27 protein-coding genes are annotated in these 25536 nt (G+C 64.0%); all 27 read right to left on the bottom strand.

The features are described from left to right. Nucleotides 1–15: 15 nt before the first annotated feature. On the bottom strand, nt 16–1659 hold the full coding sequence (locus NKJ88_RS01910; RefSeq protein ID WP_023804741.1) for an MFS transporter: 1644 nt from the start codon (nt 1657–1659) through the stop codon (nt 16–18). A 223-nt stretch (nt 1660–1882) separates the two neighbouring features. Beyond that, on the bottom strand, nt 1883–3751 hold the full coding sequence (gene asnB / locus NKJ88_RS01905; protein ID WP_352443472.1) for an asparagine synthase (glutamine-hydrolyzing): 1869 nt from the start codon (nt 3749–3751) through the stop codon (nt 1883–1885). A 71-nt stretch (nt 3752–3822) separates the two neighbouring features. Continuing rightward, complete coding sequence (gene fliQ / locus NKJ88_RS01900) at nt 3823–4089, bottom strand: flagellar biosynthesis protein FliQ (RefSeq protein ID WP_023671896.1); 267 nt, start codon at nt 4087–4089, stop codon at nt 3823–3825. A 24-nt stretch (nt 4090–4113) separates the two neighbouring features. Continuing rightward, nucleotides 4114–4521: a flagellar hook assembly protein FlgD gene (flgD, locus tag NKJ88_RS01895; RefSeq protein ID WP_023683289.1), complete on the bottom strand. Its 408-nt coding sequence runs from the start codon at nt 4519–4521 to the stop codon at nt 4114–4116. After that, nucleotides 4521–4964, bottom strand: coding sequence for a flagellar biosynthesis repressor FlbT (flbT, locus tag NKJ88_RS01890; protein ID WP_023683290.1), 444 nt, complete (start codon nt 4962–4964; stop codon nt 4521–4523). The genes flgD and flbT overlap by 1 nt, the downstream gene beginning before the upstream one ends. Next, the gene (gene flaF, locus NKJ88_RS01885) at nt 4961–5308 is read right to left on the bottom strand and encodes a flagellar biosynthesis regulator FlaF (RefSeq protein ID WP_023671893.1); all 348 of its coding nucleotides are present in this window, start codon (nt 5306–5308) and stop codon (nt 4961–4963) included. The genes flbT and flaF overlap by 4 nt, the downstream gene beginning before the upstream one ends. A gap of 30 nt (nt 5309–5338) precedes the next feature. Beyond that, complete coding sequence (locus tag NKJ88_RS01880) at nt 5339–6382, bottom strand: flagellar hook-associated family protein (RefSeq protein WP_352443471.1); 1044 nt, start codon at nt 6380–6382, stop codon at nt 5339–5341. A 3-nt stretch (nt 6383–6385) separates the two neighbouring features. Beyond that, nucleotides 6386–7840, bottom strand: coding sequence for a flagellar hook-associated protein FlgK (gene flgK / locus NKJ88_RS01875; RefSeq protein WP_352443470.1), 1455 nt, complete (start codon nt 7838–7840; stop codon nt 6386–6388). 176 nt (nt 7841–8016) lie between these two features. Further along, nucleotides 8017–9270: a flagellar hook protein FlgE gene (locus NKJ88_RS01870; protein WP_023671890.1), complete on the bottom strand. Its 1254-nt coding sequence runs from the start codon at nt 9268–9270 to the stop codon at nt 8017–8019. A gap of 91 nt (nt 9271–9361) precedes the next feature. Beyond that, nucleotides 9362–10030 (bottom strand): response regulator transcription factor, encoded by a 669-nt coding sequence (locus NKJ88_RS01865; protein WP_023683295.1) that lies wholly within the window; start codon nt 10028–10030, stop codon nt 9362–9364. Nucleotides 10031–10250: 220 nt separating this feature from the next. Continuing rightward, nucleotides 10251–10838 (bottom strand): transglycosylase SLT domain-containing protein, encoded by a 588-nt coding sequence (locus NKJ88_RS01860; RefSeq protein ID WP_502904721.1) that lies wholly within the window; start codon nt 10836–10838, stop codon nt 10251–10253. After that, nucleotides 10771–12156, bottom strand: coding sequence for a flagellar hook-length control protein FliK (gene fliK / locus NKJ88_RS01855; protein WP_352443468.1), 1386 nt, complete (start codon nt 12154–12156; stop codon nt 10771–10773). Before fliK ends, NKJ88_RS01860 begins: the two co-directional genes overlap by 68 nt. Then, on the bottom strand, nt 12153–13583 hold the full coding sequence (locus tag NKJ88_RS01850) for a MotC family chemotaxis protein (RefSeq protein ID WP_352443467.1): 1431 nt from the start codon (nt 13581–13583) through the stop codon (nt 12153–12155). Before NKJ88_RS01850 ends, fliK begins: the two co-directional genes overlap by 4 nt. After that, nucleotides 13580–14926 carry a MotB family protein gene (locus NKJ88_RS01845; protein ID WP_023686352.1) on the bottom strand — a complete coding sequence of 449 codons (1347 nt, stop codon included), beginning with the start codon at nt 14924–14926 and terminating at the stop codon, nt 13580–13582. Before NKJ88_RS01845 ends, NKJ88_RS01850 begins: the two co-directional genes overlap by 4 nt. Before the next feature lie 31 nt (nt 14927–14957). Beyond that, entirely contained in the window at nt 14958–15584 is a 627-nt protein-coding gene (locus tag NKJ88_RS01840; protein WP_023686351.1) for a hypothetical protein, read from the bottom strand. 3 nt (nt 15585–15587) lie between these two features. Further along, nucleotides 15588–17228: a flagellar basal-body MS-ring/collar protein FliF gene (fliF, locus tag NKJ88_RS01835; protein WP_023686350.1), complete on the bottom strand. Its 1641-nt coding sequence runs from the start codon at nt 17226–17228 to the stop codon at nt 15588–15590. A 189-nt stretch (nt 17229–17417) separates the two neighbouring features. Next, nucleotides 17418–18302, bottom strand: coding sequence for a flagellin N-terminal helical domain-containing protein (locus NKJ88_RS01830; RefSeq protein WP_023683302.1), 885 nt, complete (start codon nt 18300–18302; stop codon nt 17418–17420). 281 nt (nt 18303–18583) lie between these two features. Then, nucleotides 18584–19468 carry a flagellin N-terminal helical domain-containing protein gene (locus NKJ88_RS01825; RefSeq protein WP_023683303.1) on the bottom strand — a complete coding sequence of 295 codons (885 nt, stop codon included), beginning with the start codon at nt 19466–19468 and terminating at the stop codon, nt 18584–18586. 210 nt (nt 19469–19678) lie between these two features. Next, nucleotides 19679–20410, bottom strand: coding sequence for a flagellar type III secretion system pore protein FliP (gene fliP / locus NKJ88_RS01820; RefSeq protein ID WP_023686348.1), 732 nt, complete (start codon nt 20408–20410; stop codon nt 19679–19681). Beyond that, nucleotides 20407–20907: a flagellar basal body-associated FliL family protein gene (locus tag NKJ88_RS01815; RefSeq protein WP_023673655.1), complete on the bottom strand. Its 501-nt coding sequence runs from the start codon at nt 20905–20907 to the stop codon at nt 20407–20409. Before NKJ88_RS01815 ends, fliP begins: the two co-directional genes overlap by 4 nt. A 17-nt stretch (nt 20908–20924) precedes the next feature. Next, the gene (gene flgH, locus NKJ88_RS01810; RefSeq protein ID WP_023691727.1) at nt 20925–21629 is read right to left on the bottom strand and encodes a flagellar basal body L-ring protein FlgH; all 705 of its coding nucleotides are present in this window, start codon (nt 21627–21629) and stop codon (nt 20925–20927) included. Beyond that, complete coding sequence (locus NKJ88_RS01805) at nt 21626–22207, bottom strand: MotE family protein (protein WP_027049841.1); 582 nt, start codon at nt 22205–22207, stop codon at nt 21626–21628. Before NKJ88_RS01805 ends, flgH begins: the two co-directional genes overlap by 4 nt. A 3-nt stretch (nt 22208–22210) precedes the next feature. After that, nucleotides 22211–23452: a flagellar basal body P-ring protein FlgI gene (locus NKJ88_RS01800; RefSeq protein WP_023683306.1), complete on the bottom strand. Its 1242-nt coding sequence runs from the start codon at nt 23450–23452 to the stop codon at nt 22211–22213. Beyond that, a complete protein-coding gene (gene flgA / locus NKJ88_RS01795; protein ID WP_023686344.1) occupies nt 23449–23976 on the bottom strand; it encodes a flagellar basal body P-ring formation chaperone FlgA in 528 nt (175 codons plus the stop codon). The genes NKJ88_RS01800 and flgA overlap by 4 nt, the downstream gene beginning before the upstream one ends. A gap of 6 nt (nt 23977–23982) precedes the next feature. Further along, nucleotides 23983–24771: a flagellar basal-body rod protein FlgG gene (gene flgG / locus NKJ88_RS01790; protein WP_023686343.1), complete on the bottom strand. Its 789-nt coding sequence runs from the start codon at nt 24769–24771 to the stop codon at nt 23983–23985. 11 nt (nt 24772–24782) lie between these two features. After that, nucleotides 24783–25118 carry a flagellar hook-basal body complex protein FliE gene (fliE, locus tag NKJ88_RS01785; protein WP_023686342.1) on the bottom strand — a complete coding sequence of 112 codons (336 nt, stop codon included), beginning with the start codon at nt 25116–25118 and terminating at the stop codon, nt 24783–24785. Beyond that, the gene (gene flgC / locus NKJ88_RS01780) at nt 25118–25534 is read right to left on the bottom strand and encodes a flagellar basal body rod protein FlgC (RefSeq protein ID WP_023686341.1); all 417 of its coding nucleotides are present in this window, start codon (nt 25532–25534) and stop codon (nt 25118–25120) included. The genes fliE and flgC overlap by 1 nt, the downstream gene beginning before the upstream one ends. Between the last annotated feature and the right edge of the window lie 2 nt (nt 25535–25536).

Genomic DNA, 25536 nt, shown 5'->3' with positions numbered 1-25536 from the left:
ACGGCTATGGCGAGCTCAGTGATCGATCGGCCCCTTCGGCGAGACCAGCGCGGTGCCGGCGGTCGTCGGGCGCTCGATCAGGCGGCGCACGCGCGGCGGTTCGTCGCCGCTGTGCAGCGCCCGCACCCGCTCGCCGACGACGCCGTCGGCATGGGTGGCGCGCCGGTTGTGGCGGATGTATTCCAGCCAGGTCGGCGTGTGGTAGTGTTCGATCCAGACTGCGGGATTTTCTAGGTCCCGAGCCAGCGTCCAGTTGCGGGCGCCGTCGCGGCGGCGGATGCGCCCGCGCTCGGCCATGGTGGCGAGGAATTCGGGCACATCTTCGTCGCGGATAATGTACTCTATCATGATGGCGATGGGGCCGCTGCGCGGCTTCAGGTCGAGGCCGAGATGCGGCTCCTTGAAGCGGTTGAGCGGGTCGAGGTTGAGAGTCGTCTGCTGCGGCAGCGGCAGGAACAGGCCGATGGCGCCGCCAACAAGCATCGCGATGGCCGCCGCAATCAGCGCGGTTTCGGCGCCATGCGCATCGGCAACGACGCCCCAGATCCAGCTGCCCAGCGCAATGCCGCCGAAGGTCGCCGTCTGGTAGACCGACAGCACCCGGCCGACGACCCAGCGCGGCGTCGACATCTGCACCGTGACGTTGAAATGCGACAGCGCGATCACCCAGCAGGCGCCGCCGATGAGCAAACCCGCCGCAGTCTGCCAGGCATTGAGGCTGATGGCGGCATTGAAGGCGCAGACGGCAAAGCCGGCGAAGGCCATCCGCACCATCGTCTCGCTGGATAGCAATTGTCTGAGACGCACGCTTATCAGCGCGCCGCCGACGGCGCCGATGCCGAAGGCGCCGAGCATGATGCCGTAGGTCAAGGCATCGCCCTTGACGACGTCGCGCGCCACCAGCGGCAGCAGCGCCAAAACCGCGCCGGCACTGAAGCCGAAGGCGGAGCCCCTGACCAGCACCTTGCCGATGTTGGGCGACATGGCGACATAGCGCAGGCCGGCGCCCATGGCGGCGCCCAGCGTCTCGCGCGGCAGCGTCGAGACCGGCAGCTCCGGCTTCCAGCGGAAGAGCACGATGATGAGACCTATATAGCTCAGCGCATTGGCGGCGAAGGCAGCAGCCGCACCAGCGGCGGCAACGATGATGCCGCCGATCGCCGGGCCGACGCTGCGCGTCAGGTTGAAGCCCAGCGAATTCAGCGCAACAGCCGCCGGCAGCTTGTTGCGCGGCACCATGTCGCCGACCGATGCCTGCCAGGACGGGTTGTTGAGCGCCGTGCCGCTGTCGATCAGGAAGGTAAAGGCAAGCAGCGTCCACGGCGTCATCCAGCCGTTCCAGGTGAACAGCGTTAGAAGTGCAGAGACGACCAGCATGAAGATTTGGGCGATCAGCATCACCTTGCGCCGGTTGAAGCTGTCGGCGATGGCGCCGGCGACGAGTGCAAACAGCATGATCGGCAGAGTGGCCGAGGCCTGGACCAGCGCCACCTGATAGGGCGACGTGGCGATGGTGGTCATCATCCAGGCGGCGCCGACGCCCTGGATCAGGCCACCGAAATTCGACACCAGGCTGGCCGACCAGACGGCGCGGAAGATGCCGTGCCGGAACGGCGCCAGCGCCGAGACGCGTTCGCTGTCCGGCTCGTCATCGATCATTGGACCTGTCCCACCTTCACGTGCTGGTTTCGTCCGCCGGGACGACAATCATGGCATCCGTTTGAAATAGAGCACGACATCCAAAAGGGCGAACGCGTCTTCGAAAAAGATCATGGTCCAACAACAGGATAGCAAGGCGAAAATACGTCAGCCGGGAAGGGTCCGCTACCCAGAGCGATGTTCTCATTGGTCCACTGCGCGGGGCTGTCGGCCGCGCGCGAAGTCAGCTTCTGTCCCGGGCAGCGGCATGCAAGGCTTCGGTCAGCGTGCTTGGCGTCTCGCCGCCGGCGTGAAGGCGCAGGAAAAGCTCCATGCCGACAAGCCGCAGCCTGGATGGTTGCTCGCGCCGCGCGAGCTGGACCATGTCCTCCAAATTCGCGGCGGGCCATTTCAAAGCATCGCGCAGGAAACCGCCGCGCAGCAAAGTCTCCGTGCCGGCCGAAAATTGCGACGACATCTCGAAGCCGATCTTGCGCGCATGGACGTTCTGGCGCGGAATATGCTTTTCAGCGACCTTTCGCAAAAGCCATTTTCCTGTTTTGTCGCGGTATTTCTGCCGCCTCGGCAAATGGATGGCGAAGTCGATCAGGCGGTTTTCCAGGAACGGGACCCGCAGTTCCACGGACGCCGCCATGCTCAGCCGGTCGTGCCGGTGCAGGATGTCCTGCAGATGCGAATAGAGGTCGTAGAGGCAACTACCGAGAAAGGCGCGATCCGCGGGCGGCATAACCGGCTCCAGGCGGTCGAAGATCTCGGTTTGCAGAAAATTCAGCTCCGGCGACAAAGCACGCAGGACCATGCTGCGATCCATTTGTGAGTGGCTTCCAGCCGAGACCTTGTAGGGGGCATGACGCTGTTGCTCGAATCTCCGGTCGAGCGAGCGCTTCGAATGGACCAGGCGCCGGGGCCACGACCAGGAACGCCACTTCTTCATGCTCAAGGCCTGCAAGGGGTAGCCGCCAAACAATTCGTCTGCGCCTTCGCCGGTGAGCAGCACCTTGACGCCATCGGCCCGGCATCGTTCGGCAAGCGCCAGCAGTGCGACATGGCTGGCGTGCCAGCCATCGCTTTCAAGATGCCAGATTACCCTTGGCCAAAGTTCGAAAAACCGGTTCCTGTCGACCGGCACCCGGCGCAAGGGCACGCCGACATGGCGGCCGGTGCGTTCGGCGTCTTCGGCCTCGCTGTTGCCGAGCTGCGGGTCGACGACATAACCGTGGACTTCCGGCCTGAACCGCTTTGCCAGCGCCGTTATCAGGCCGGAATCGACACCGCTGCTGCAGGCGGTGGCAACGCTGGTATCGGCGATGCAGTGAAGTCCGACGCTGTCCTTGAGCAACGCCTCGAGCGTCGCCATGTGTTCAGCATCAGCGGATGCATCGCCGGTAATGCGCGCGGTCTCCAGCACGTCCAGCACATGCCAGAAGCGGCGCTTCTCGATAACGCCATCGGTGATCTTCCACAGGCCGGCGGGCGGCAGGCGCTCGATGCGGTCGAACAGGCTGTAGCTGGAATCGCGGCTCTGCCAGGCAAGCCGCAAGGTGATCTCGCGGCTGTCGATGTCGCGCGGAAAACCGTCGCAGGCGAGGATCGCCTTGTCCTCCGAGGCGAACAGGATTCGCTCCGGCGTGTCGGCCACCGACATCGGCTTGATTCCAAGACGGTCACGCGCAAGCCACAGCGCACTGCTGCGAGCGTCGAAATAGGCGAAGGAAAACATCCCGTCGAACAGCGGCACGGCTTTTTCGGGACCCCAGTGATGCAAGGCTTCGAGAACCACTTCGGCATCGCAGATGGTTCGAAAGACGACGCCTTGCGCCTGCAGCGTTTCGCGCAGCGAGCGGTAATTGTAGACCTCGCCATTGTAGACGAGAACGCCATCGCCGGAAGAAGTCAGCATCGGCTCACGGGCGGCGGGCGAGGGATCGATGATGGTAAGCCGGCGGTGACCGAGCGCCAGCCGATTGTTGTGCCAGCTGTCATGATCGTCGGGGCCGCGATGTACCAGCGCCTGCATCATGCTGGCGACATCCGACAGGTCGTTGGCGTCGATCGGGTTTCGTTTGCGCCAGACGCCGGCTATTCCGCACATGGCCTGCCGGTGAGTTCTGCCTGAGTCATGGCCTGCAATCTAGCCGGAACACAGCCGCCTGCAAGCGCTGCCTAGAACCCGTTTTCGATGCGTTCGAAGATGACGTTGGTGAAGGCCGATATCTGGCTGCCGATGAACGGACCGGTCAGCGCCACGACCAGCATGATGGCTACGATCTTGGGTACGAAGGTCAGGGTGATTTCCTGGATCTGGGTCAGGGCCTGGATCAGCGCGATGCCGATGCCGACCACCATGGCAACCAGCACCACCGGCGCGGACGCGACGAGCACCGTCCACACCGCATACTGGACGATGTCTAGGGCGTCGGCCTCGTTCATGTGAGCGCGCCTCTATGGAACTGTCTAGCTGGCCGGCTTTATCGAAACGCCCGCGCCGACCGGCACTTCGGTGCCGTTCTGCAGCACGGCGATCACGCCGTTGCTTGCAAGCCTGACCGAGGCCACGACGCCGGTCGTCTTGCCGTCGGCCGAGGTGATCGAACGGCCGATCAGGGCATCGGCCTGCGACAGCGCCGACGACTGCATGATCTGGTCGAGCTTGGTGTTGGTCTGCACCGATTGCTCGACCTGCGAGAAGGTGGCGAGTTGGGCGACGTACTGCGTCGAATCCATCGGTTTCGTCGGATCCTGGTTCTTCATCTCGGCGATCAACAGCTTCAGGAACGACTGGTAGTCGACCGCTGTCTTCGACGTCTGCTGGGTACCCTGGTTGGCGCCCGTGGGGATCGTCGTCGTCATGTCCACATTCATCAGTATTGTGCTCCCACGGCCAGCGGGCGCTTCGCACCCTGAACATCGTCATTGCCGCCAAGTGCGCGGCGTTCGAGCGGATAAAGCGCGCGGATAGCCTTCAGCGCTTCATAGATATGGTCTTCGCCGACCATGCGGTCGATCTGCTTCAGCGCGCCACTGATCTGCTCATCCTCGAAGCTTGCCAAAAGCAAGGGCAGCGAGCGGCGGAACATGGCGCGCGCCTCGATGGCGCCGGCCGGGTTCATCAGCATCACCTGCAGGATGAAATAGAGCTGCTTGAGCGGCGTCGAGGCATCGTCGGCCTGGATGACATGGTTCTCGAGCAGGAACTGTACGTCGTTCATCAGCTCGACGGTGACCTTGCGGTCGACGCGGATGACGGCGCCGTTGATGTAGATCTTCTCGTTCGGCTTCAGCGATATCTTCAGCGTGTTGGTCATTGAATGCCGTCCCGGATGATCTGGGACACTTCGATCAGCCCTTCGAAATTGTCGGTGCGGCCCTGGCGGATGTCCTCGGCCTCGCGCAGCAGCCACAGGCCGATGGAGATGAGGTTGGCGCGCAGTTCCTTGGGCAGGACATTGTCGCTGGAACCGAGATCCTCGACGAAGGTGGTCCAGACCCGGTTGGTGAAGTGCAGCGCTTCGACTGCCTCCATCGAGGTGTGGCCGACCGCCGCCGCCGCCGCCAGCATTTCGATCGAGCGGGTCAAAAGCTGCCGCTCGCGATCTTTCGCATCGGCAACGGAGTCGGTCTGGATGTCGGCGTAGGAGAATTGGTACATCGTTTGGCTCTACCGTTGCGGTTGAGATTGTCAGGTCAGGTAGTTCAGCAGGCTCATCTGCTGCAGGCGCGCGGTCAGCGCGAAGGACGTCTCGATATGCTGCGTCAGATCCGCGACGCGGGTGGCGGCCTCGGCCGGATCGACGCCCTCCAGATCGAGGATATGGCGCTCGAACAGGTCGACCTGCGTCTTCATGCGGTCGCTCGCGTCGGAAACACGCTTCTCGGCAAGGCCGGTCTCGGCCTGCAACTGGCCGAGTCCGCCCAGCGCCTCGCCGACCATCGCCTGGGCGCGACCGACGACGGTGGTCTTCGCCGCCTGGCTGATGTTGCCGGAGAGCAGGCCGGTGACCAGGGCGGAAGCCATGGCGAGCTTGCGGATGCTGTCTTCATTGGCGCTGGCCGAGGTCTGGGTGGTTTCGCCCAGCGAAATGCGGCTGACGATCTGCTGGTCGGTGGCGTTCGACCAGTTGGCCTGCCAGCCGGCGCCCATGAACTGCGGCACGACATTGCTGGTGATGAAGCCGTCCATCTGGGCGGCGGTGATGTTGGCGGCGAGCGGATCGGTCTGCGTGAAGCCGAAATACGACGAGAAGGAAGCGTCGAACGCCGCCTTGGCCGGCGAGCCGGCGGCGGTGAAATCGTCGATCGGCTTGACGTCGGTGTTGGTGCCGGCAAACAGATATTCGCCGTTGACGCTGGCATTGAGGATAGAGGTCATCTGCTGCACGGCGGCCTTGCCGGCTTGCTGCGTGATGGTGCTCGAGGAATTGCCGGCGGCGGTCAGTGCGGTCAGCAAATTCTGCGCAGTGTCGGAAAGCTGGCCAAGCGCAGCCTGCGTCGAGGACAGCCGCGCGGTGACCAGCGAATTGGAATCGATGATGGCGTTCAACCGGTCGAGGTCGCGCGAGAAGGTGACCGCCTGCGAGGTGCGCGCGCCGAGCGCCAGACCGACATCGGCGACGGTGCCGGTCGTCGATTCCTTGGTGGCTTTGACCAGTTCGGCCTGCATGCGCATCTGCTGATAGCGCGCGGCGTTGGAGAGGGCGGCTGATGAGACGGATGTGGCTTTCATGGCTTATCCTACGGCATCGAGCAGGGCCGACAGCATGTCGTCGACGGTTTTCATCATGCGCGCCGAGGCCTGATAGGTGTGTTCGAGGTCGAGCAGCAGCGACATCTCCTGGTCGACATTGACGCCGGTGTCGTTGGACAGCGCCTCGGCGGTGCGCGATGCCAGCGCTTCCTTGGCGTCGGCGTTGCTCGAGGCCTGCTGGCGCTGGCCTTCGAACCAGCCAATGGCATTGGCGGCGTAGTCGGAGACGCTGGACGTCACGGTGATGCCGGCCGCAGCGTCGAACGGCATCGGCTTGTCGAGCTTGTCGCCATAGCCGATCAAGAGCTGCGAATAGGAGGCGTCGCCGGCGGTGTTGGCGATATAGGCCGCACCATTGGCGCCGCCGTCGCGCAGCAGCACCGGATTGCCGCCGACGCTCGGGTCCATTGCGGCGTTGACCTTGATCGAGCCGGCAAGGCCGTCGATCAGTGTGCCGGCGGCCGGAATGGCGGGCGCACCCGACCAGGTGAACAGGCCGGTTCGGTCGGGCTGCGAAGGTGCTGTTTCGCCAAAGGCGGTGATGAGGCCGCGCGCCACTTCGTCGAGCTGGCTCTGCATCGTCGCCGCGACGCCGTCGCGCAAGGTGATGAGCCCGGCGAGCTTGCCGTCGGCGCTGGTGTTGCCGCCAGCCCCGGCGCTGACCGGCACATTGTCGATGTAGATGGTGTTGCCTGGTGTGCCGGCCGTGTAGCCCGTCGACGGGGTGAAACTCACCGAGCGCGGAATGGTCTCGAACAGCGTCGTGCCGTCCCTGGTGGTGATGACCATGTCGTTGTCGCCACGCGTGAAGGTCGACACCGGCACATAGTCCGCGATCTTCTTCAGCAATGCGTCGCGCTGGTCGAGCGCGTCGGATGCATCCGTGCCCGATCGGGTTGCGGAAATGACGGCCTTGTTGGCGGCCTGGAACTGGCTGAGCAACGAGTTGAGATCGTTGACGGCCGTCGATATCTCGCCATCGGCCTGGGTGCGGAAATCCTGGATCGCGTTGGTGCCGTCGTTCAGCCCGCGCACCACCTGCTGGGCCGCGTCGATGACGCTGGAGCCGAGATTCTGGTTGGATGGCGTAGCGGCATAAAGCTGCAGCGCGTTCTGCAGCTTGCCGATCGCGGTCGAGGCAGAGGAGGCGTTGTCGACGCCGTTGACGGCAACGGCGAGGCGGTCAATTCCGCTGTAGAGCGTGCTCTGGCCGCTCCATGCCGATTGCGCGCTGAGGTTCTGGCGAAAGAGCAGGGCGTTGGTGGCGCGCTGGATCTCGACCGTGCGGGCGCCGGGCGCGCTGCTGACGACGACCGCCGTGCGGCGGGCATAGTCGGGGTTGCTGGCGTCGGCAATATTGCGGGAAAGGACGCTGGTCTGCTTCGATGTGGTCTGAAGCGACTGTTGGGCTATGGTCAATGCGGAAGTCAGCGACATGCGGGTCTTTCACGAGGCCAGTGGGGAGGGGATGACGTCTCTGCCCTGTCGGCGGTGTCGGCGTTCGGAAACCTGCAATTCCAGACCACCCCGGCCGGTTTGCCGGTGTGGCCTTGAATTCGAAATCCGCGCACCGCGCTGCTCTGGTTTGGGTTCATTCCCCTGGCGCCCGTCGTTTATCTCTTCAGGTTGACAAGGACATCCATGAGGTCGGAACCGGTCTGGAACACTTTCGAGTTAGCGGTGTAGCTGCGCTGCGCCGCGATCATGTTGGTCAATTCCTCGGCGATATCGACGTTGGAATTTTCCAACGCGCCGGAGATGATGCTGCCGAGCTTGCCTTCATTGGCGAAGCCGATGCGCACGGTGCCGGAGTCGGTGGACTGCGCATAGACATTGCCAGGCAGTGCGGTGAGGTTGTCGGCGCTCTGGACGTCGGCCAGTGGGATCTTGAACAGCGGCTTGGTCGAGCCGTCCTGATACTGGGCGTAAATGACTCCGTCCTCGCCGATCTGGATCTTTTCGATCGTGCTGGGCGCGTTGCCGTTGACCTTGGCTTCGGAGACTGTGAAGCCGGTGCCGAGCTGAGTCAGCTTGGACAAATCGAGGTCGAGCGACGCACCGCCCGGTACGGGGATCGTTATGCTGTCGACCGCGCCGGTTAGCTTGCCGGTGGTGGTGTCGAAGGTCAGGTTGGCCGTGGCCAGCGCGCCGCCCGTATAGGGGAAGGATGTGCCCGGCGTCGCCTGGGACTGGTCGAACACAGAGACCGACCAGGCGCCGGTGCCGGTGTTGGTGAAATAGACGTCGAGCAGCTTCTTGTTGCCGAGATTGTCGTAGGTGACCATCGAGGACTTCGACGTGTATTCGGCGGTCGGGCTGTTGGTGGAAGGCAGCGGACCGGCGGGCGGCGTGGCGCCAGCCGGCAGATTGGCGTTGAAATTGCCTGTGGTGCTGGGCGTCGCCGTCATTTCCTGGTCGGAGATCTGGACCGGAACCAGCCCTTCGAAGCCGTTGGCGGTGGCTGCCGGCGTGCCGTTGGCGTAGCTGTATGCCATCAACTGGTAGCCGGCGGCGTTGACCAGCCTGCCCTGAGCGTCGGGAACGAATGCGCCGGCGCGGGTGAGGAAAGGCGTTCCGCTGGGGTCCTGGACGACGAAGAAACCGTTGCCGTTGACCGCAAGGTCGGAAACCGAGGTCGTGTACTGCAGCACGCCCTGGGCGCTGATGGCCGAGCGGATGGTGGTGTTGACGCCGCCGGAATTATAGGCGCCGCCGACCTGCGGCATGATCAGCGTCGAAAACTCGGCCGAGGATCGCTTGTAGCCGGTGGTGTCGGAATTGGCGATGTTGTCGGCTGTCGCCGAAAGGCGGTTGGCCTGCGCGTTCATGCCGGAAACGCCGGTCCGCATCATTCCGTAAAGGCTCATCGAACGTCTCCTCAATGCCCAACATCGTTGGGCCCATCTGTGGTCGCGAGGATATAATTTCTGTCTTGCGCGAGGCTGGCGCAGACCGCCATCAGAACACCAGCCGGTAGCCAAGGAAGCGCTTGGAATCTATCGGGTCCTGGCCGAGCTTTTCGCGCAGCTTCTTGCGCAATTTGGAGATGTGGCTCTCGACCACGTTCTCCTCGACCTCTTCGTCGAAGATGCCGTAGATGGCGTTGAAGACCTGGGTCTTGGTGACCCGGCGTCCGCGGTTGCTCGCCAGATATTCGAGGATGCGGCGTTCGCGACGCGGCAGAGGCAGCGGCTGGCCATCGATCTCGGGATCGCGGCCATCCATGAAGATGCGCATGGCGCCGATCTCGGTGTAGCTGACGTCCTCATGGGCGCGGCGGCGGATGGCGGTGATGCGGGCCAGGATCTCCCGAATATGGACCGGCTTGCGGATGACGTCGTCGACACCGCTCTCGAACAGCCGCAGCGTATTCTCGAGCGAGTGCTGTTCGCTCAGCGCAATGACCGGAGCGCCGGTGCGGTCGCGGATCTGGCGTGGCGAGATGGCGCCTTCGCGGCAGTCGCCAATGAGGAAGGCTCGGACCGATCGCAAATCCGTGTCGGCGGCCGATGTCACCCACTCGCCGAATTCACCGGACGCGAAGCCTGCACAGGCAACGCCCTCACGATCGAAAAGTGAATTGTAGCCTTCAGTTACGAGCTCTCGCTCGTCAACGATTACAATCATCGGCCCCGCCCCCGAATCAGATCATCTGCCCCGTGGGAAGAGCCGTAACCGGTGCCGGGAATCCTGAACAACCATCATTTCTTGTAGCTATTTTCTTGGGAGTTATTTCGAGTTTCGAAATAACCGCAATCAGGAGGTTGTATCGTTGGTTGCCGAACGGGTGACGTGGCACGTCACCCGCCGGGCGTGGATCTGCAGCCGTTCGCAAGAGATGATTCACCTAAGGGTTGCAAAAGTTGCGGGCGTTCGGGGTCCATTTGCCGAAGCCGGTGGCGACCATATTGGCGATGACGCGGCAGACATAGAATTTCTGCGCGGGGTCATTGTCGGGGCCGGCGTGGTAGCGGGCGACGGCCATCGACCAGCTGACATGACGCGCATGCAGGCTGGCCAGGAAGCGCGCGGCATAGTCGACATTCTGGCGCGGGTCGAGCATGTCGTCGACGCTGCGGAAATGCGCGGCGTGATAGTGATGGTTGATCTGCATGCAGCCGAGGTCGATCAGCGTCTTGCCCTCGCGTCGGGCTGCTTCGAAGGCGGCCAGGGCCTCGGTGCGGCTCCTTGGAAATACCGCTTTTCCCTCTATATTCAATGCGTTAGGTTGCAAGCTACCCTTCTTGCCGGTCTCGGTCAGTCCGACCGCATAGAGGATGCCGGCCGGCACGCCATAGCGATCGGCGGCACGCAAAATCTCGGGCTCGCAAGGGTTGGTGGCGGCGGTGGCCGGCTTGGTGGCGAGGCTAGATAAACATATCGTCGCCAGCACGCTCGCGAGCAGGCGCGCCAGCGCGGCCGAATTCCTGGGCATCGTCATTGCGGTTTCTTCCCGACTGGTGGCCGCCCGAACCCGTATTGTTGCCGCTCGAGTTTCCGGGCTGAAAAGCGGACTGGTCGCGGCCTTGCGGCATTGGCTGCGAGTTCGCTGCATCGCTGCGGGCCGCTGCGTGGATCGCTATCGAGGGTTGCAGGATGGTGACCTTGTCGACATCGAAGCCGAGCCCGCGCAACGACTTCACGATGGCGTCGCTGTCGGTGGCGAGACGGCGGTAAGCCTCATGGGTTTCGGGCTTCAATTCTATCGAAAGTTGTTCTCCGGAAAGCCTCAGACTGGCGGTGACCATGCCGAGCTCTGCCGGGTGAAGCTCGATCTTCAATATATGTGTCGGAACGGCAACAGAACCGGCCGTCTGGGCGGTCGTCGACGGCGTCGAAACCGCTTGCCGCAGGCCGTTGTCCGAAGCCAGCGCGTCGAGAAGCGCCGAAGTCGTCTGGTTCATCGGGCTTTGCGCCGGGGCCGGGAAACTCTGCTCGGCGACAATGTCGACGCGCGCAGCGGATAGCGCCTGTTTCCCCGGTGTGGACGATGCCGCGGAATGGGCTCCATCGACGGCCTTCGCCGACGGCGCGGACCGTTTTGCCTCGGGTGCCGAAACGTCGCTTGCCGTCTGGTCCGCCGGTAGAGGAGGCGTCGGACGATCCTGATGCGGCAGTTTGCCGGACTGGAGCCCGATCGCGGGCAGCTTTTGCCCCTGATCCTGTGCGGAAACGCTGGTACCGGGCTTGGCCCGTTCCGATCGCGTCGTCGTGTCGAGTCTGTTGTCAATGCCGGACGCTGCGCGGTGTCTCTTCAGAGGCGACGTCTGTGCAGAAATGGCCTCGCCAGCGGGCGCCGGTTGCCCAGTCTGTCCATTCGTCGCGGTGCCGTTCCCGCTTGTCCGGACCGTTGAGAAATGCCTGATATCGTGCAGCGCCAGCACCAGTGGCAAATGATCCTGCAGCGATCCTGCATCCGCGTCTCGTCCGGCCACCTCAGCGTCCTTGGATGCTTTGTCCGGGCCACTATCGGCGTGTTCTTTTGCGGCCTTGCCGGCAGCGGATTTCGTCCCCGTTTTGCCAGACTGGGTGTGTGGGATTTCGCTTTTGCCGGGACCGGCAGGGCTGCGTTTGGCCCAACGCAGCTCGTGCGACGCGGCCTCAATTGCTCCCTGGCCTATCGGTGTCGGCGCATCGTCGTCGCCGCGCACCATGTCGCCGAAGCTTTTGTCGCCGCCCTTGGCGTTTGAGGCCGACTGCTTCGATCCGGCGTGCGCGGGAGCCGGCAGGGCCTGGCCAACATTGGTGGTCATTTCGGGGCTGCTCCAAGCATCTGGTCGATCAAATCGAGCTGGCGACGCGTCCTCGCCATGGCGGCGTCGGTGAGATCGGTAGGCTCTACTGCGGCGGGGGCCGGCACCGATGCCGGCACGACCGGAGCCGCATCGCTGGCCGGGGCGACTGCAGGCGTTTCCGCCGCCTTTGCCTCTGGCGTGCTTGGTGCCTGCGCGGCCGGTTCACTTGCCGCCTTCAGTCGGTCGGTTGCGGGCTGTTCACTCGACGTTGTGGCGGCTGGCTGTTCCGGCATCGCGCCTTCGACCGGCGGCAGCTCTGGCTCGTCGGGTCTTTCCACGGCCGCGGTCTTGACCGGCTCCTGCCTGGCCGCGGCAGGTGCGGGCTTTTCGGCAGGCAGCGGCGCCGGCGGGGCGATGACTTCACCCGCCACGGCCTGCGCGGCATCGAGCAGGTCGCGGTCGCTTTGCGAAAGCTGGTTGCGATCGATCTTGTCCAGCTTGGCGCGGACCTCGCCGATGGTGCCGGACGTTACCGTGGACAGGCTGGAATAGAGCTGGGCGCGCGGATCGTCCTGATTGTGGATGCCGTCGCGGCCCCGTTCAGCCCTGGCCGAGGCAAAGGCGGAGAGATCGGCAAAGCCGTCGATCGCGGCGCGGCGGGCGATGCGCAGATAGATCACCTTCTCGCGTTCTGGATCCATCATTGCGGTGATGTCGGCGAGCTTGTCCTGGCTGATCGCCATGTGCAGCGTGATGACGCCGGAGACGAAGGCGTCGGCGAACTGGCTGGCATAGGGCGAATAGAGGTAGTCTTCGACGTATTGGGTTGAGGCAAGCGCGAAACGCGCACCGTCGCCTTGCGCGGCGGCGATGCCGACCGAGCGGCGCAGTGCTGCTTCCTCGACCAGCGTGCCGGGGCTGAGCAGGCGAGCATCGTCGAGCAGCGCAAGCGCGCTGACCGGTTGCTCGGTGGCGAGAAGCGAGCCCTTGACCAGCGCCAGAAAGGCACCGACATCGGGGGGCAGGGTCATCGGATCGATCGGCTTCAGCGCCTCGATCGCAGCCGCCTGCCGGCCGTTCAGATAATCGACAATGCCCTTGGCGATGGTCAGGCTTTGCGGGTCGGTCTTGGCGCGCGACACCGCCGCCTCGACGGTGACGGGGTTGCCGCCACTCATGCCATAGACCAGCAAGGCGCGAAAATTCTTCGGGTCGCTGAAATCATCTGCGTCCGCCGCGCGCAGCCTTGTGTCGGCCATTTCGAGCAGCTTGGCCTGCATCGGCAGCGCGGCGTGATCGCCGGCGGCGATGCGGTCCTGCACAAGCTGCAGCGAGCGCACCAGCTGATAGGGCTGCAAGCCGTCCTCGGCGAAGGCCGATGGCGGATGGACAGCGCTCAGCAGCAGCAGCCCGACGGCGCGGCCGATGATGGCGGCGCGCCTCATCCGTCGGTCGCCATCAGGATTTCGATGCGGCGGTTCGCGGCCGCCATCGGGTCGGCTGCAATTTTCGGCTCGCGATCGGCGAAGCCGGCGACCTCGGTGATGCGGCGCTCGTCGACGCCGCCGCGCACCAGCATGTAATAGGCGGAATGGGCGCGCGCCGTGGACAGCCGCCAATTGTCGTAAGTGTCGCTGCGGAACGGCCGCGCGTCGGTGTGGCCGTTGATGCTGATCGTGCCTTTCTGCTCGTTGACGATGCGGCCGATCTTTTCCATCGCCAGCACCAGTTCACGCCTAGGCACCGCCGATCCGATCTCGAACATGCCGAAATCGAACTGGTCCGTGATCGAAATGACGACACCCTTGTCGGTGGCTTCGACGGAGACGCCATTATGCAATTTGTCGCCTGGCTTGAAGGCCTCGGCCAGTTCCTGCTTGACCTGCGCCGCGGCTCTAACAGTGGCGGCCGTCGGCGCTTTTTCCGCGGCTTCGGGTTTGGGTGCGGGTTGTGCTTCGGCGGCTTCGGCCTTTGCAATTTCGGCCTTCGCTGCTTCAGCCTTGGCCTCTGCTTTGGCTTCAGCCTTGGTCAGCGGCTTATCGGAAACGGATTTCGCCAGCGGCTCGAGCGGCGCCGCGGCCACTGGCGGCGCGGCCGGCACGGCCTTCACCTCCGCCACTTGCGTCTGTGCCGCCTTGTCACCCGGCTTCAGGGGATCGCCTTCGATCTTGGTGCGTTCGGCGGTGGCTTCGGCGCCTGGTGCAGCCACCTGCTGCGACCAGAAATCCGGCGCGAACGGGTCGCGGTAGGATTGGCCGCCGGATGCGCCGGTAGCCGGGCCGGACGCCTGCGCGCCGCCATCGCCCTTCTCGCTGACATTTTGCATGACGCCGGTGTCGGTGGCGATTTCCGACAGCACCGCATAGGGATCGGCAAACAGATGCTCGTCGGAAAGATCCGTCTTTGGCGCCGATTCCTTCGATTGCTTCTTGTCGGAAGTACCGGCGCCGCCGACGCCGTCCTGTCCGGCCTTGCTGGTCTTGTCCCGCGGGTCGTCCGCCGTCAGCCCGACCTTGCTCGGGCCATCGCCGAGGTCTTCGAGGCCCTTGCGGCTGGCGTTGCGATCGACCAGCTTGACCGGATTGAAGTAGCTGGCGACGGCTGCCTTGGTCTGCTCGTTGGCGGCGTTGATCAGCCACATGACGAGGAAGAAGCACATCATGGCAGTCATGAAATCGGCAAAGGCGATCTTCCAGACGCCGCCATGGTGGGCGTCGTCGTGGTCGTCGTGGTTGCGCCGCACGATGATGATCTCATGCCTGGCGTCTGCGGCCTCGACAACGCTCATGACGTCCACTCGTTCGTAAGAGGGCCCTCGCTCATGACAGGGCCTCCGACAAGGCGGCCGACCATTCGGCAATGCGGGTTTCGAACACCGCCTCGTCAATGGCGACGGTAAGGTCGAAGCCGGGCGCCTCGACGAAATCGAGATTGGCCGCGCGTGGGCCGAGCGAAGCCTTCAGCGTCTCGAACAATGACAGCGGTCCGCGCACGGCGATGCGCACCGCCTCGCTGTCGCCGACGGCTTCGCGGATCGTGCCGGCAAGGGTTTCCAGCGAACGCTTCTGCAGATCGTCGCTGACAAGGCCGCCAATGATGCGCGCAATGGTGGCGCCGACGAGGTCGCTGACCTTGGCCTCCATGATCTCGATACGGGCAGTGACGACCGCGCCGAGATCGCCGCCGAAACTTTCTAGAAAGGCCTTTGCTTCATCGGCGTTGGCCTGTCTCTGCGCCTCGAGCGCTGCCTGGTGGGCGATGGCAAGGCGGGCTTCAAGGGCGGCTTCGGCATCGATGACCGCTTCGGCGATCAGCGCGCCGATGTCGGCCTGCGGCGCCGACGTCTCCGGCCTTGGCTCGGCCATGGCGGCGAGCGAGGGCTGGCCGGCACGCTGGCTGCGTGCGCCGAAATCCGGCAAAAGGTCGAAAAGCGCTGCCGAGGCCATGGTCTATACCGCTGCTTCCTGGGCCGCCCATTTGCGCAGGATCTGCGCGGTGCGCTCCTCATTGATGTCGACCATGCGGGCAAGCCGCTCCTGCGGCGCCGGCCTGATCTTCTGACGAAGATCGTCGAGTGGAGTCGGGCCTGGGCGGCTGCCGGGCAAGGCAGCCGGCGCCTGTTCGGCGCTGGCGGCTTCGGGTGTCGGCAGTGAACGCTGGACGTCGTCGAAGCTCGGACCGGCAAGTGCCGGCGTCGGCCGCGCGCTCAGCGCGGTGGCCATCGGCCTCAGGCCGAAGAAGGCGACCAGGAACACCACGACGATGAAAGCGCCGGCGTTGATCATCGTACCGGCATGGGTTCCGATCGACGCCATTATGCCCGGCTGTTCGACCGCCTCGCCGTCGAGCCCGTCGATGAACTCGACGGCCGAGACATCGATGATGTCGCCGCGCTTGTCGTCGAAGCCGGTGGCCGAAGCCACCATCTTCTGGATGTCGGCAACGCGCTTGGCGATCTGCTCGGGCGTTGCGTCCTTGCCGAGGATGGTCATCAGCCGCTGCTGATTGACGACGACGGCGATCGACATCTTGGTGACGGAATAGCCGTTCGAGACTGTGGCGATCTTCTTGGAGTTGATCTCGTAATTGGTGATCTCCTCCTTGCGATCATTCTCCGATGACGTCTGCGGACCATCGGTGCTGGTCGCCTGGGTCTCGGGCAGGTTCTGCTCGACGGTGGCCGGGGTCGAGGCCTGCCTCTGATTGCTGTTTTCGTTGGCGCGCACCGACTGCACGGAACGCTCCACGCGTGACTCCGGATCGAAGATCGTCTCTTCGGTCTGGCGGGTGTCGGTGTTGACATCGGCCTTGACGCTGGCGCGGAAATTGTCGGGGCCGAGATAAGGCGTCAGCGCGCGGCGGATGTTGTCGCCGATCTGCGCCTCGACGGTCTGCTCGACGCCGAGCGTGCGGGCAGCACTTGTGTTGGAGGGATCGTCGCCGGCGGCGAGAAGGTTGCCGTTGGAATCGAGCACGGTAACCTTGTCGGCCGACAGGCCCGGCACGGCGGCGGCGACGAGATGGCGGATCGACATGGCGCTCTTTTCGGCGTCGATGCCGGAATAGCGGATGACCACCGAGGCGGAGGGTTGCTGTTCGTCGCGGCGGAAATTGGCGCGCTCGGACATGACGATGTGAACGCGGGCGGCCTTGATGCCGGATATCGACTGGATGGTGCGGGCGATCTCGCCTTCCAGCGCGCGCACGCGGGTGATCTGCTGCATGAAGGAGGTCAGGCCAAGAGAACCGACATTGTCGAACAGTTCGTAGCCGGCATTGGCGCTGGTCGGCAGGCCCTTTTCGGCGAGCAGCATGCGCGCCTGCGCGGTGGTGCCGGCCGGCACCAGCACGGAGGTGCCGTCGGAGCCGACGTCGAAGCCGATGCCGGCTTCGCCGAGCACCAGGCCGATCTGGTTCACGTCGGAGCGATCGAGCCCGACATAGAGCGTCTCATAGGCCGGGCGGTTGAGATAGACCGAGCCGATGCCGATGACGGCCATCACCAATGCGGCAATGCCGGCCAGCATGGCAAGGCGCCTGACGCCAAATGCCCTGAGATTCGAGATGATGCTCTGGATCTGTTGCGGCACGATTCAAGCGCTCCCAGCATGATATTCCGTGGGAACACTAGACCGCGAAGCTTGTGCGAAGATGATAGAGCATGTCGCCCGGAAGTGTGCAGCGGTTCCGGGTCAACGACATGCGTCAAAACACACCCATACAGGAAAGGGCCGCGCTGTTGGCGCGGCCTATTCAAGGAAGAGAAAGCCGGGTCAGGCTTACTGCTTGAACAGCGCCAGGATCGACTGCGAGTTGCCGTTGGCGATCGACAGCGACTGGATGCCGAGCTGCTGCTGGACCTGGAGGGCCTGCAGCCGCGTGGATTCCTTGTTCATGTCGGCGTCGACCAGCGCGCCGACGCCCTTGTCGATGGAGTCCGAGAGGTTCGACAGGAAGCTCTTCTGGGTGTCGATGCGCGACTTGGCGGCGCCGAGATAGGCGGCACCCGTGGACAGCTTGGCAAGCGCCGTTTCAACGGCGCCGAGTGCGGTGTCGATGGCCGCCGGGAGGACCTGGGTGGTGCTGGGATCGAAGAAGGTCGTCGCCAGCAGAGCGCCGACGATGCCGCCGGTGCCGGGAAGATCGAGAACCTGCGTGTCGGCCGCCTTGACGTCGATGGTGTCGATGGCGACGGTCGTGCCGGTGCGGTTATAGGACGCGACGATCTTCAGGTCGGAGGTCGCGGCAGCGTCGTTCTGCAGCAGGTTCGAGCCGGCATAGGAGGCGTTGGTGACCGACGACTTGATCTGGTCCTGGATGGCCTTGATTTCGGTCGCGATCTTCTGCTGGTCGTCCTTGCTGGCGCTGCGTGCAGTGACCAGCTTGGCCTTGATCAGGTCGACCTGGTCCTTGATGTCGGTGATGGCGGTGTAGGCGGTATCGACCTTGCCGGCGCCGAGGCCAAGCGCGTCCTGAACGGCCGAAAGCGCCTTGTTGTCGGACTTCATCGTGGTGGCGATCGACCAGTAGGCGGCGTTGTCGCTGGCGGTGGCGACGCGGTAGCCGGTCGAAATGCGTGACTGGGTGGTTTCAAGCTGCTTGTTGGTGTTGTTCAGGCTCTGCAGCGCGGTCAGAGCCGAAGCGTTCGTCATGATGCTAGCCAAGATATTTACCCCTTTTCAAACACTGGCGTGTCCCGAACACGCCGGATCAACTTCATCAAGGGGGTAGGCATAAGCCCATCGACCGTATGGTCTGCCCGCCATGGAATGGTTAACCATGACTACCGGGATATGGTTAACGGCCTGTTAAACCAAGCCATTCAGGGCGCTGGCCAAGAGCAAAAATCGGCAGCCATTCAGCAAGACAATCAACAGCCGCAAAAGAAATCGGGCCGCGCTGTTGGCGCGGCCCGACGGATGGTGTCAGTCGTAATGTCGAGAGATCAGCCGCGGAAGAGCGACAGGATCGACTGCGAGTTGCCGTTGGCGATCGACAGCGCCTGGATGCCGAGCTGCTGCTGGACCTGCAGGGCCTGCAGCCGCGTCGATTCCTTGTTCATGTCGGCGTCGACCAGCGCGCCGACGCCCTTGTCGATCGAGTCCGACAGGTTCGACAGGAAGCTCTTCTGGGTGTCAATGCGCGACTTGGCGGCGCCGAGCGAGGCAGCGCCGGTGGACAGCTTGGCAAGCGCGGTTTCAACAGTGCCGAGCGCGGTGTCGATGGCGGCGGGGGTAACCGCCGTGGTGCTCGGGTCGAAGAAGGCAGCGGCGAGCAGGCCGCCGACGATGCCGCCCGTGCCGGCGACATCGAGAACCTGCGTATCGGCTGCCTTGACGTCGATGGTGTCGATGGTGACGGTCGCGCCGGTACGGTTGTAAGCCGCAACGATCTTCAGGTCGGACGCAGCGGCAGCGTCGTTCTGCAGCAGGTTCGAGCCGGCGAAGTTGGCGTTGGCGACCGAGGACTTGATCTGCGCCTGGATGGCGTTGATTTCGGTCGCGATCTTCTGCTGGTCTTCCTTCGAGGCGCTACGGGCAGTGACCAGCTTGGTCTTGATCAGGTCGACCTGGTCCTTGACGTCGTTGATGGCGGTGTAGGCGGTGTCAACCTTGCCGGCGCCGAGGCCGAGGGCGTCCTGCACGGCCGAGTTGGCCTTGTTGTCGGACTTCATCGAGGTCGCGATCGACCAGTAAGCGGCGTTGTCGGAAGCGGTGGCAACGCGGTAGCCGGTCGAGATGCGGGCCTGCGTCTGCTCGAGGGATTTGTTGGTGTTGTTCAGGCTCTGCAGCGCGGTCAGCGCCGAGGCGTTCGTCATGATACTGGACATGGCTACTCGTACCTTGATTTTTACAGGGTGTTTTTGACATACCGGCTTTTCCGGTATGACGGAGCGGCATCATGCCAATGATCGTGAGACCCGATCACCCGCCATCTGCGAGCAATATGCGGGCAAGTCCCTACCAAAGGGCTAAACGGGACGGTTAACCGGAAATATATTGCATAAAACTTTAGCAAGGCGCCAACGGCGCGCGGACGGTCAGGTGAAGGAGCGCACCAGGCTGCCGACAAGCAGGTTCCAGCCGTCGATGAGGACGAAGAACAGGATCTTGAAGGGCAGCGAAACGACGGTCGGCGGCAGCATCATCATGCCCATGGCCATGGTGATGGTGGCGACGATCAGGTCGATGACGAGGAACGGCAGCACGATCAGGAAGCCGATCTCGAAGCCGCGGCGGATTTCGGAGATCATGAAGGCCGGCACCAGGATGCGCAGGTCGACGGTGTCCCTGGCAACGACCTGGCCGCGTTCGCGGGCGAGATCGGCGAACAGGTCGAAGTCCTTGTCGCGGACATTGTGCAGCATGAAGGTGCGGAACGGGTCCGAAATCTTTTCGAACGCCTCGGTCTGGCTGATCTGGTTGTCCATCAGCGGCTTGACGCCGGTGTTCCAGGCCTGGTCGAAGGTCGGCGCCATGACGTAGAAGGTCATGAACAGCGACAGCGAGATCAGGATCAGATTGGCCGGCGTCGACTGCAGGCCGATGCCGGCGCGCAGGATCGAGAAGGCGATGACGAAGCGGGTGAAGCTCGTCACCATGATCAACAGGCCCGGCGCCACCGACAGCACGGTGATCAGACCGAACATCTGGATGATATAGCCGACGGTGGCGCCGTCGGCCTTGCCGATGCCGCCGAGATCGAGCTGCTGGGCGGCGGCGACAGAGGTGGCGGCGACGACGATCGCGGCGGCGAGGACGAGTTTTCTCATTCGAGCAGCAATGTCCTGATCAGAACCTGTTTGGCATGGCCACCGCTGCGGATTGCGGCGCGCTCCTCGAGGTCGGCTTTCAAATGCTGGTAGCCGCTGGCGCCTTCGATCTGATGCATCTTCAGGGTGCGGACCATGGCAAGCAGGTCCTGGTGAATGCTTTCGGTAAGTTCCGGCGGCTGCGGCGCATCGTAGACCACCGACGCTTCCAGCCTTATCCAGGTGTCAGCAGGCGAAGCCAGATTGGTGGTGATCGGCGCCAGCTGGACAAGCGTCGGCCCGGTGCCGGGAGCATGTTCGGCCGCCTTGCTCGGTTGCTCGGCATTGGACTGGTTCTCCGGTGCGGCGGGCACAGGCACCGGTCCCCCGACGCCCTTCAGATAGCCGCCGGACATCCAGCCCATGCCGATCGCGGCGCCCGTCACCGCCAGCAGCATCGCAAGCTGGATGACAAGCGACGGGCCCTTTTTTTGCTGAACCTGTTCGACATTTGCCACGGCGCCGTTCTCCAGTCCTAAAAGGGGAGGACTTGGTCGAGGATCTGCTGACCGTAAGCGGGCTGCTGGATTTCGCTGACGCGGCCGCGGCCGCCATAGGAGATGCGCGCCTCGGCGATGCGTTCATAAGAGATGGTGTTTTCAGCGCCGATATCGGATGGACGCACCATGCCGGCGATGGTCAGCACTCTGAGCTCGTAATTGACGCGCACCTCCTGTGAGCCCCGGATCATCAGATTGCCGTTGGGCAGGACTTCGGTGACGACGGCGGCGACGTTGAGCTCGAGGTTCTCCGAGCGCTTGATTTCGCCGTCCGCATTGGTTTCGGTGGTGGAGCTCAGCCCCGCGTCGCCCTTGCCGCTGGTGGTGGCACCTTCCCATCCGAGGTTGACGTCATAGCCGAGCTTGCGCCCGGCGGTGCGGCTGCGATCGTTCTGGTTCTTGAAGTTGGCCTTGTCGTTGAGCTTGATCCTGACGGTCAGGATGTCGCCGTCGCGCAGCGCGCGCGGGTCGGTGAACAGCCGGCTCTGGCGGTCGTCCCACAGCGAGAATTTCTTCACCGGCGCGGCTGGCGTTTCGGGATAGGAGTAGGGCGCATTGACGCTGCCGGTAATGCCGGTGCCGACCGGCGACAGCGCCGGCTCCCTGCCGATCTCCCTGGGGTCGGAGGCGCAGCCGGCAAGTGAAGCCGTGGCGACCAGGGCGAGAATATGCGACTTCATGACGGATCTACCCTTCGGGCCGCGCTGGCCATGATGCCGGTGAGTGTGGCCGCTGCCTTCTGGTCCATCTCGTTGAGAATGACGCCGGCCTTGCGCGAATCGAGTTTCATCAGGATGGCGGCGGCGAGATCGGCGTTGACCATGGCCAGGCGCTCGGCCGCGGCATCCGGTTTCATGCCGGCATAGATCTTGACGACGCCATCCTCGGCGCGGGCCAGGAAGACTTCACGCCGTTTCAGCCATTGCTCGTATTCGGCGCGCTTGTCGTCCAGCGCCTTCATGCGCAGGTCGATGCCGGCCTGCAGCTGCTTCAGCTCTTCGGCCTGCAGCGCGTAACGGCGGTCGCGGGCGGCGTCGGCGATGTTGGAGCAGAAGCGCTGGATCTCGCTTTCATCGGGCACCTTCTCGCGGACCAGCTGCTGCACTGCCGCCGGCTGTTGCCCGCCAGGCAGAACCTGCCGCACCGCTTCTTCCGCGCGGACAGTGCCGCCGGCAAGGACGGTGGCGGCGATGACGCAAGCTGCCAAGGCTGCGCTGCGGCGGTGCTGCTTTTGGGAAAAGAAATCGATCATCGGCATGGCCTATTGGAGAACCAGATCGGCCTGCAAAGCGCCGGCCGACTTGATGCCTTGCAAAATGGCAATGATGCCGTCCGGCTTGACGCCGAGACGGTTGAGGCCCGACACCAGCGTTTCGAGGTTCGGTCCGTCGAGCACATTGACGCGGGCGTCAGGCCGCGTGGCGTCGATGGTGGTGAACGGTTCCTCCGCTGTCACGCCCTTGGAGAACGGTTCGGGCTGGACGATCTTCGGCTGCTCGGTGATCCGCACGGTGAGCGTGCCGTGGCTGATCGCCACCCGCGAGATCTTGACCTCGTTGCCGATGACGATGGTGCCGGTGCGTTCGTCTATGACGACGCGTGCCGGCGTGTCTGTCTCGACCACCAAATTCTCGATCTCGGCGTAGAAGCGCGCCGCCGAAACATTCTTCGGCCGCCTGATCTGCACGGTGCGTGCATCGCGCTCCGCCGCCACGCGCATGCCGAAGCGTTGCGAGGTGTAGCCGTTGATGGCGTCGGCGATGCGGACGGCAGTGGAGAAATCGGGGTTGCGCAATTGCAAGGTGAGCAGCGCCTGGTCCTCGAATTCGGCGCGCACAGTGCGCTCGACGATGGCGCCGTTGGGCACGCGGCCGGCCGTCGGCACGCCCTGCGTCAGCTTTTCGGCATCGCCTTGGGCAGTGAAGCCGGAAACGATGACCGAGCCTTGCCCGACAGCATAGATCTCGCCATCGGCCGCCTTCAGTGGCGTCATTATCAGCGTGCCGCCGGCAAGCGATGTGGCGTCGCCCATCGAGGAGACGTCGATGTCGATGCGGGCGCCCGACTGCACGTAAGGCGGCATGTTGGCGGTGACGATGACGGCGGCGACGTTCTTGGCCCGCGCGCTGCCGCCTTCGGTGGCGATGCCGAGATTTTCGAGCATGGCGCGGATCGACTGTTCGGTGAAGGGCGAATTGCGCAGGCTGTCGCCCGATCCGGCGAGGCCGATGACGAGGCCGTAGCCGACGAGCTGGTTGTCGCGCGAAGCCTGCAGCTGCGCAATGTCCTTGATGCGCGATGCGACCTGGCCGGGTGGCAGAGAGCTTGGGCCGTTGGAGACCCTGAACATGCGGTTGGTGGTGGCCGGATCGTATTCGGGATCGACAAAAGCGCCGCCATTCTGGCCGGCAAGATCGCGCTTTTGCTTCGGCGTAAGACCGTCGGCCAGCGCCGGCTGCAGGCCGACAACGGTCGCGAGCAGAAGGGCAGCTCCGCGTCTCATGACGCGCTGACCCGGACGGTGCCGTCCGCCATCACCGTGCCGGAAAAGATCTTGCCGCTGTCTGTGTTGCGGACCTTGATCAAATCGCCGGCGGCACCCGGCTGCAGCGACACCGCCGTAGCCGAAATGGTGAGGTCGCCGGCGATGAAATAGACCTGCACGGCGGCGCCCTGTTCGACCAGCCAGGCGTCGCGGATGGCGGCGGCCGGGATGTAGCGGCCGGGCAGCAGCGTGCGCTTGGCGACCTTGCCCTGGAGTTCCATGGCCTGCGTGGCGACCGCATCCGGCCTGTGCTTTCCGGGGAGCAGCGTCACCGGTTTCAGCACGCCGGTGTCGATCATCTCGCCGGGATAAATGACCCGGTTGGGGATCAGAACGATCTCGCCGGTTGCCTGACTGCTCGCGACGTGGGTGCTGGTCTGCTGGTCTGCGCTCTCCTGGGCAAACGCCGGCACACCGCCGGCTACCAGCGCGAGCATCAGCGCGGTGCGGCAAAGCGCGGAGCGGGAGGCCGGAGAGAGCATCAAACCTTACCTGATGTTCTTGGACACGACGGAGGCCATGTCGTCGGCGGCCTGGATGACCTTGGAGTTCATCTCATAGGCGCGCTGCGCCGAGATCAGCTCGGTGATTTCCTTGACAGGATCGACGTTGGAGGCCTCGAGATAACCCTGCTCGACCGAGGCGAAGCCGGGATCGCCGGGCACGCCGACATTGGCCGGGCCCGAGGCCGGCGTTTCCTGGAACAGATTATCGCCGAGCGGCGCCAGGCCGGCTTCATTGGCGAAGTTGGCGAGTTGCAGCTGGCCGAGCAGCTGGAGGTCGGTCTGGCCGTCGATGCGGGCAAAGACCTGGCCGGTCTTGTTGACCACGACTTCGATGGCATCGGTCGGCACGGTGATGGCCGGGATGACATTGGCGCCGTCGACGGTCACCAGCTGGCCGGTGGCGTTGGTGTTGAAGGCGCCGGCGCGGCTGTAGAGTGTGCCGCCGTCGGCGCCCTCGATCTGGAACCAGCCTCGGCCGGTCAGCGCCATGTCGAAACTGTTGCCGGTCGAGGTCAGTTCGCCCTGGGTATGGACGTTGCGCACCGCCGTCGTCTTGACGCCAAGGCCAATCGACACGCCTTCCGGCACCAGCGATGAATTGGAGCGGTTGGGCACGCCCTGCGTGCGGTCGACCTGGTAGAGCAGGTCGGAGAATTCGGCGCGCGCGCGCTTGTAGCCGGTGGTGTTGATGTTGGCGATGTTGTTGGCGATCACTTCCAGATTGGTCTGCTGGGCATTCATGCCGGTCGCTGCGATGGCGAGTGCTTTCACGGCAAGTCTCCTCAGATGCCCATACGGCTGATTTCGAGATAGGCGGAGACGACCTTGTCGCGGATGGCGATCGTGGTCTGCAGGGCCTGCTGGGCGCTCATGACGGCGTCGACGACCTGACGGGTATCGGCGTCGCCCTTGAGCGCCTGGATCGAGACCTGCTCGGCGTTGTGCAAGGTGTTGACGGTCTTTGAAGCAGCCTGGCTCAGCGCTTCGGCGAAGGTGGCGCCGATTTCGCTGCCGGCCATCGGCGCCCTGGTGCCCTGGAACAGGTCGGTCGTGGTATCGGCGCCACCGATCTCCGGCTTGAGGGGAAGCGATCCGATACCGCCAATGCCGCTGATCATTACTGGTTCCTCATCAGGTCGATGGTCATGGAGATCAGATCACGCGCCTGCTTGATGACCTGAAGGTTGGCTTCGTAGGAGCGGTTGGCCTCGCTCATGTCGGCCATCTCGACCAGCACGTTGACATTGGGCATCTTGACGTAGCCCTTGTCGTCGGCGGCCTCGTTGCCGGGCTGGAATTCGACGGGAAAGTCGCTGGGGTCGCGGTCGATGGAGTTGACCTCAACTGTCGTGCCACCGGAGGCACGGTCGAGTTCCGAGACGAAACTGATGGTCTTGCGGCGATAGGGGTCAGCGCCCGGGGTGTTGCCGGTCGACTGCGCGTTGGCGAGATTTTCCGAGACGACGCGCAAGCGGTCCGACTGGGCGCTGAGGCCGGACGCGGCGATCTTGAGGGCTGAGGTCAAGGCGTCCATGG

The organism is Mesorhizobium sp. M0016 (genome assembly GCF_040324035.1).
In the GTDB taxonomy this organism is placed as follows: Bacteria; Pseudomonadota; Alphaproteobacteria; order Rhizobiales; family Rhizobiaceae; genus Mesorhizobium.
Note: the sequence above shows the minus strand (reverse complement) of the source record. Positions and strands in the feature narration are given on the sequence as shown.

Coding starts and splice junctions, on each gene's coding strand:
- NKJ88_RS01880 (WP_352443471.1), bottom strand. CDS start 6,382: ATGAAAGCCACATCCGTCTCATCAGCCGCCCTCTCCAACGCCGCGCGC.
- NKJ88_RS01870 (WP_023671890.1), bottom strand. CDS start 9,270: ATGAGCCTTTACGGAATGATGCGGACCGGCGTTTCCGGCATGAACGCG.
- NKJ88_RS01910 (WP_023804741.1), bottom strand. CDS start 1,659: ATGATCGATGACGAGCCGGACAGCGAACGCGTCTCGGCGCTGGCGCCG.
- flgD (WP_023683289.1), bottom strand. CDS start 4,521: ATGAATGTGGACATGACGACGACGATCCCCACGGGCGCCAACCAGGGT.
- fliK (WP_352443468.1), bottom strand. CDS start 12,156: ATGACCACCAATGTTGGCCAGGCCCTGCCGGCTCCCGCGCACGCCGGA.
- flbT (WP_023683290.1), bottom strand. CDS start 4,964: ATGACCAACACGCTGAAGATATCGCTGAAGCCGAACGAGAAGATCTAC.
- NKJ88_RS01865 (WP_023683295.1), bottom strand. CDS start 10,030: ATGATTGTAATCGTTGACGAGCGAGAGCTCGTAACTGAAGGCTACAAT.
- flgC (WP_023686341.1), bottom strand. CDS start 25,534: ATGGACGCCTTGACCTCAGCCCTCAAGATCGCCGCGTCCGGCCTCAGC.
- NKJ88_RS01800 (WP_023683306.1), bottom strand. CDS start 23,452: ATGAGACGCGGAGCTGCCCTTCTGCTCGCGACCGTTGTCGGCCTGCAG.
- fliQ (WP_023671896.1), bottom strand. CDS start 4,089: ATGAACGAGGCCGACGCCCTAGACATCGTCCAGTATGCGGTGTGGACG.
- asnB (WP_352443472.1), bottom strand. CDS start 3,751: ATGTGCGGAATAGCCGGCGTCTGGCGCAAACGAAACCCGATCGACGCC.
- fliE (WP_023686342.1), bottom strand. CDS start 25,118: ATGATCAGCGGCATTGGCGGTATCGGATCGCTTCCCCTCAAGCCGGAG.
- NKJ88_RS01825 (WP_023683303.1), bottom strand. CDS start 19,468: ATGTCCAGTATCATGACGAACGCCTCGGCGCTGACCGCGCTGCAGAGC.
- flaF (WP_023671893.1), bottom strand. CDS start 5,308: ATGTACCAATTCTCCTACGCCGACATCCAGACCGACTCCGTTGCCGAT.
- NKJ88_RS01845 (WP_023686352.1), bottom strand. CDS start 14,926: ATGAGCGTTGTCGAGGCCGCAGACGCCAGGCATGAGATCATCATCGTG.
- fliP (WP_023686348.1), bottom strand. CDS start 20,410: ATGAGAAAACTCGTCCTCGCCGCCGCGATCGTCGTCGCCGCCACCTCT.
- NKJ88_RS01840 (WP_023686351.1), bottom strand. CDS start 15,584: ATGGCCTCGGCAGCGCTTTTCGACCTTTTGCCGGATTTCGGCGCACGC.
- NKJ88_RS01850 (WP_352443467.1), bottom strand. CDS start 13,583: ATGAGGCGCGCCGCCATCATCGGCCGCGCCGTCGGGCTGCTGCTGCTG.
- NKJ88_RS01860 (WP_502904721.1), bottom strand. CDS start 10,838: ATGCCCAGGAATTCGGCCGCGCTGGCGCGCCTGCTCGCGAGCGTGCTG.
- NKJ88_RS01805 (WP_027049841.1), bottom strand. CDS start 22,207: ATGCCGATGATCGATTTCTTTTCCCAAAAGCAGCACCGCCGCAGCGCA.
- flgH (WP_023691727.1), bottom strand. CDS start 21,629: ATGAAGTCGCATATTCTCGCCCTGGTCGCCACGGCTTCACTTGCCGGC.
- flgK (WP_352443470.1), bottom strand. CDS start 7,840: ATGTCGCTGACTTCCGCATTGACCATAGCCCAACAGTCGCTTCAGACC.
- flgA (WP_023686344.1), bottom strand. CDS start 23,976: ATGCTCTCTCCGGCCTCCCGCTCCGCGCTTTGCCGCACCGCGCTGATG.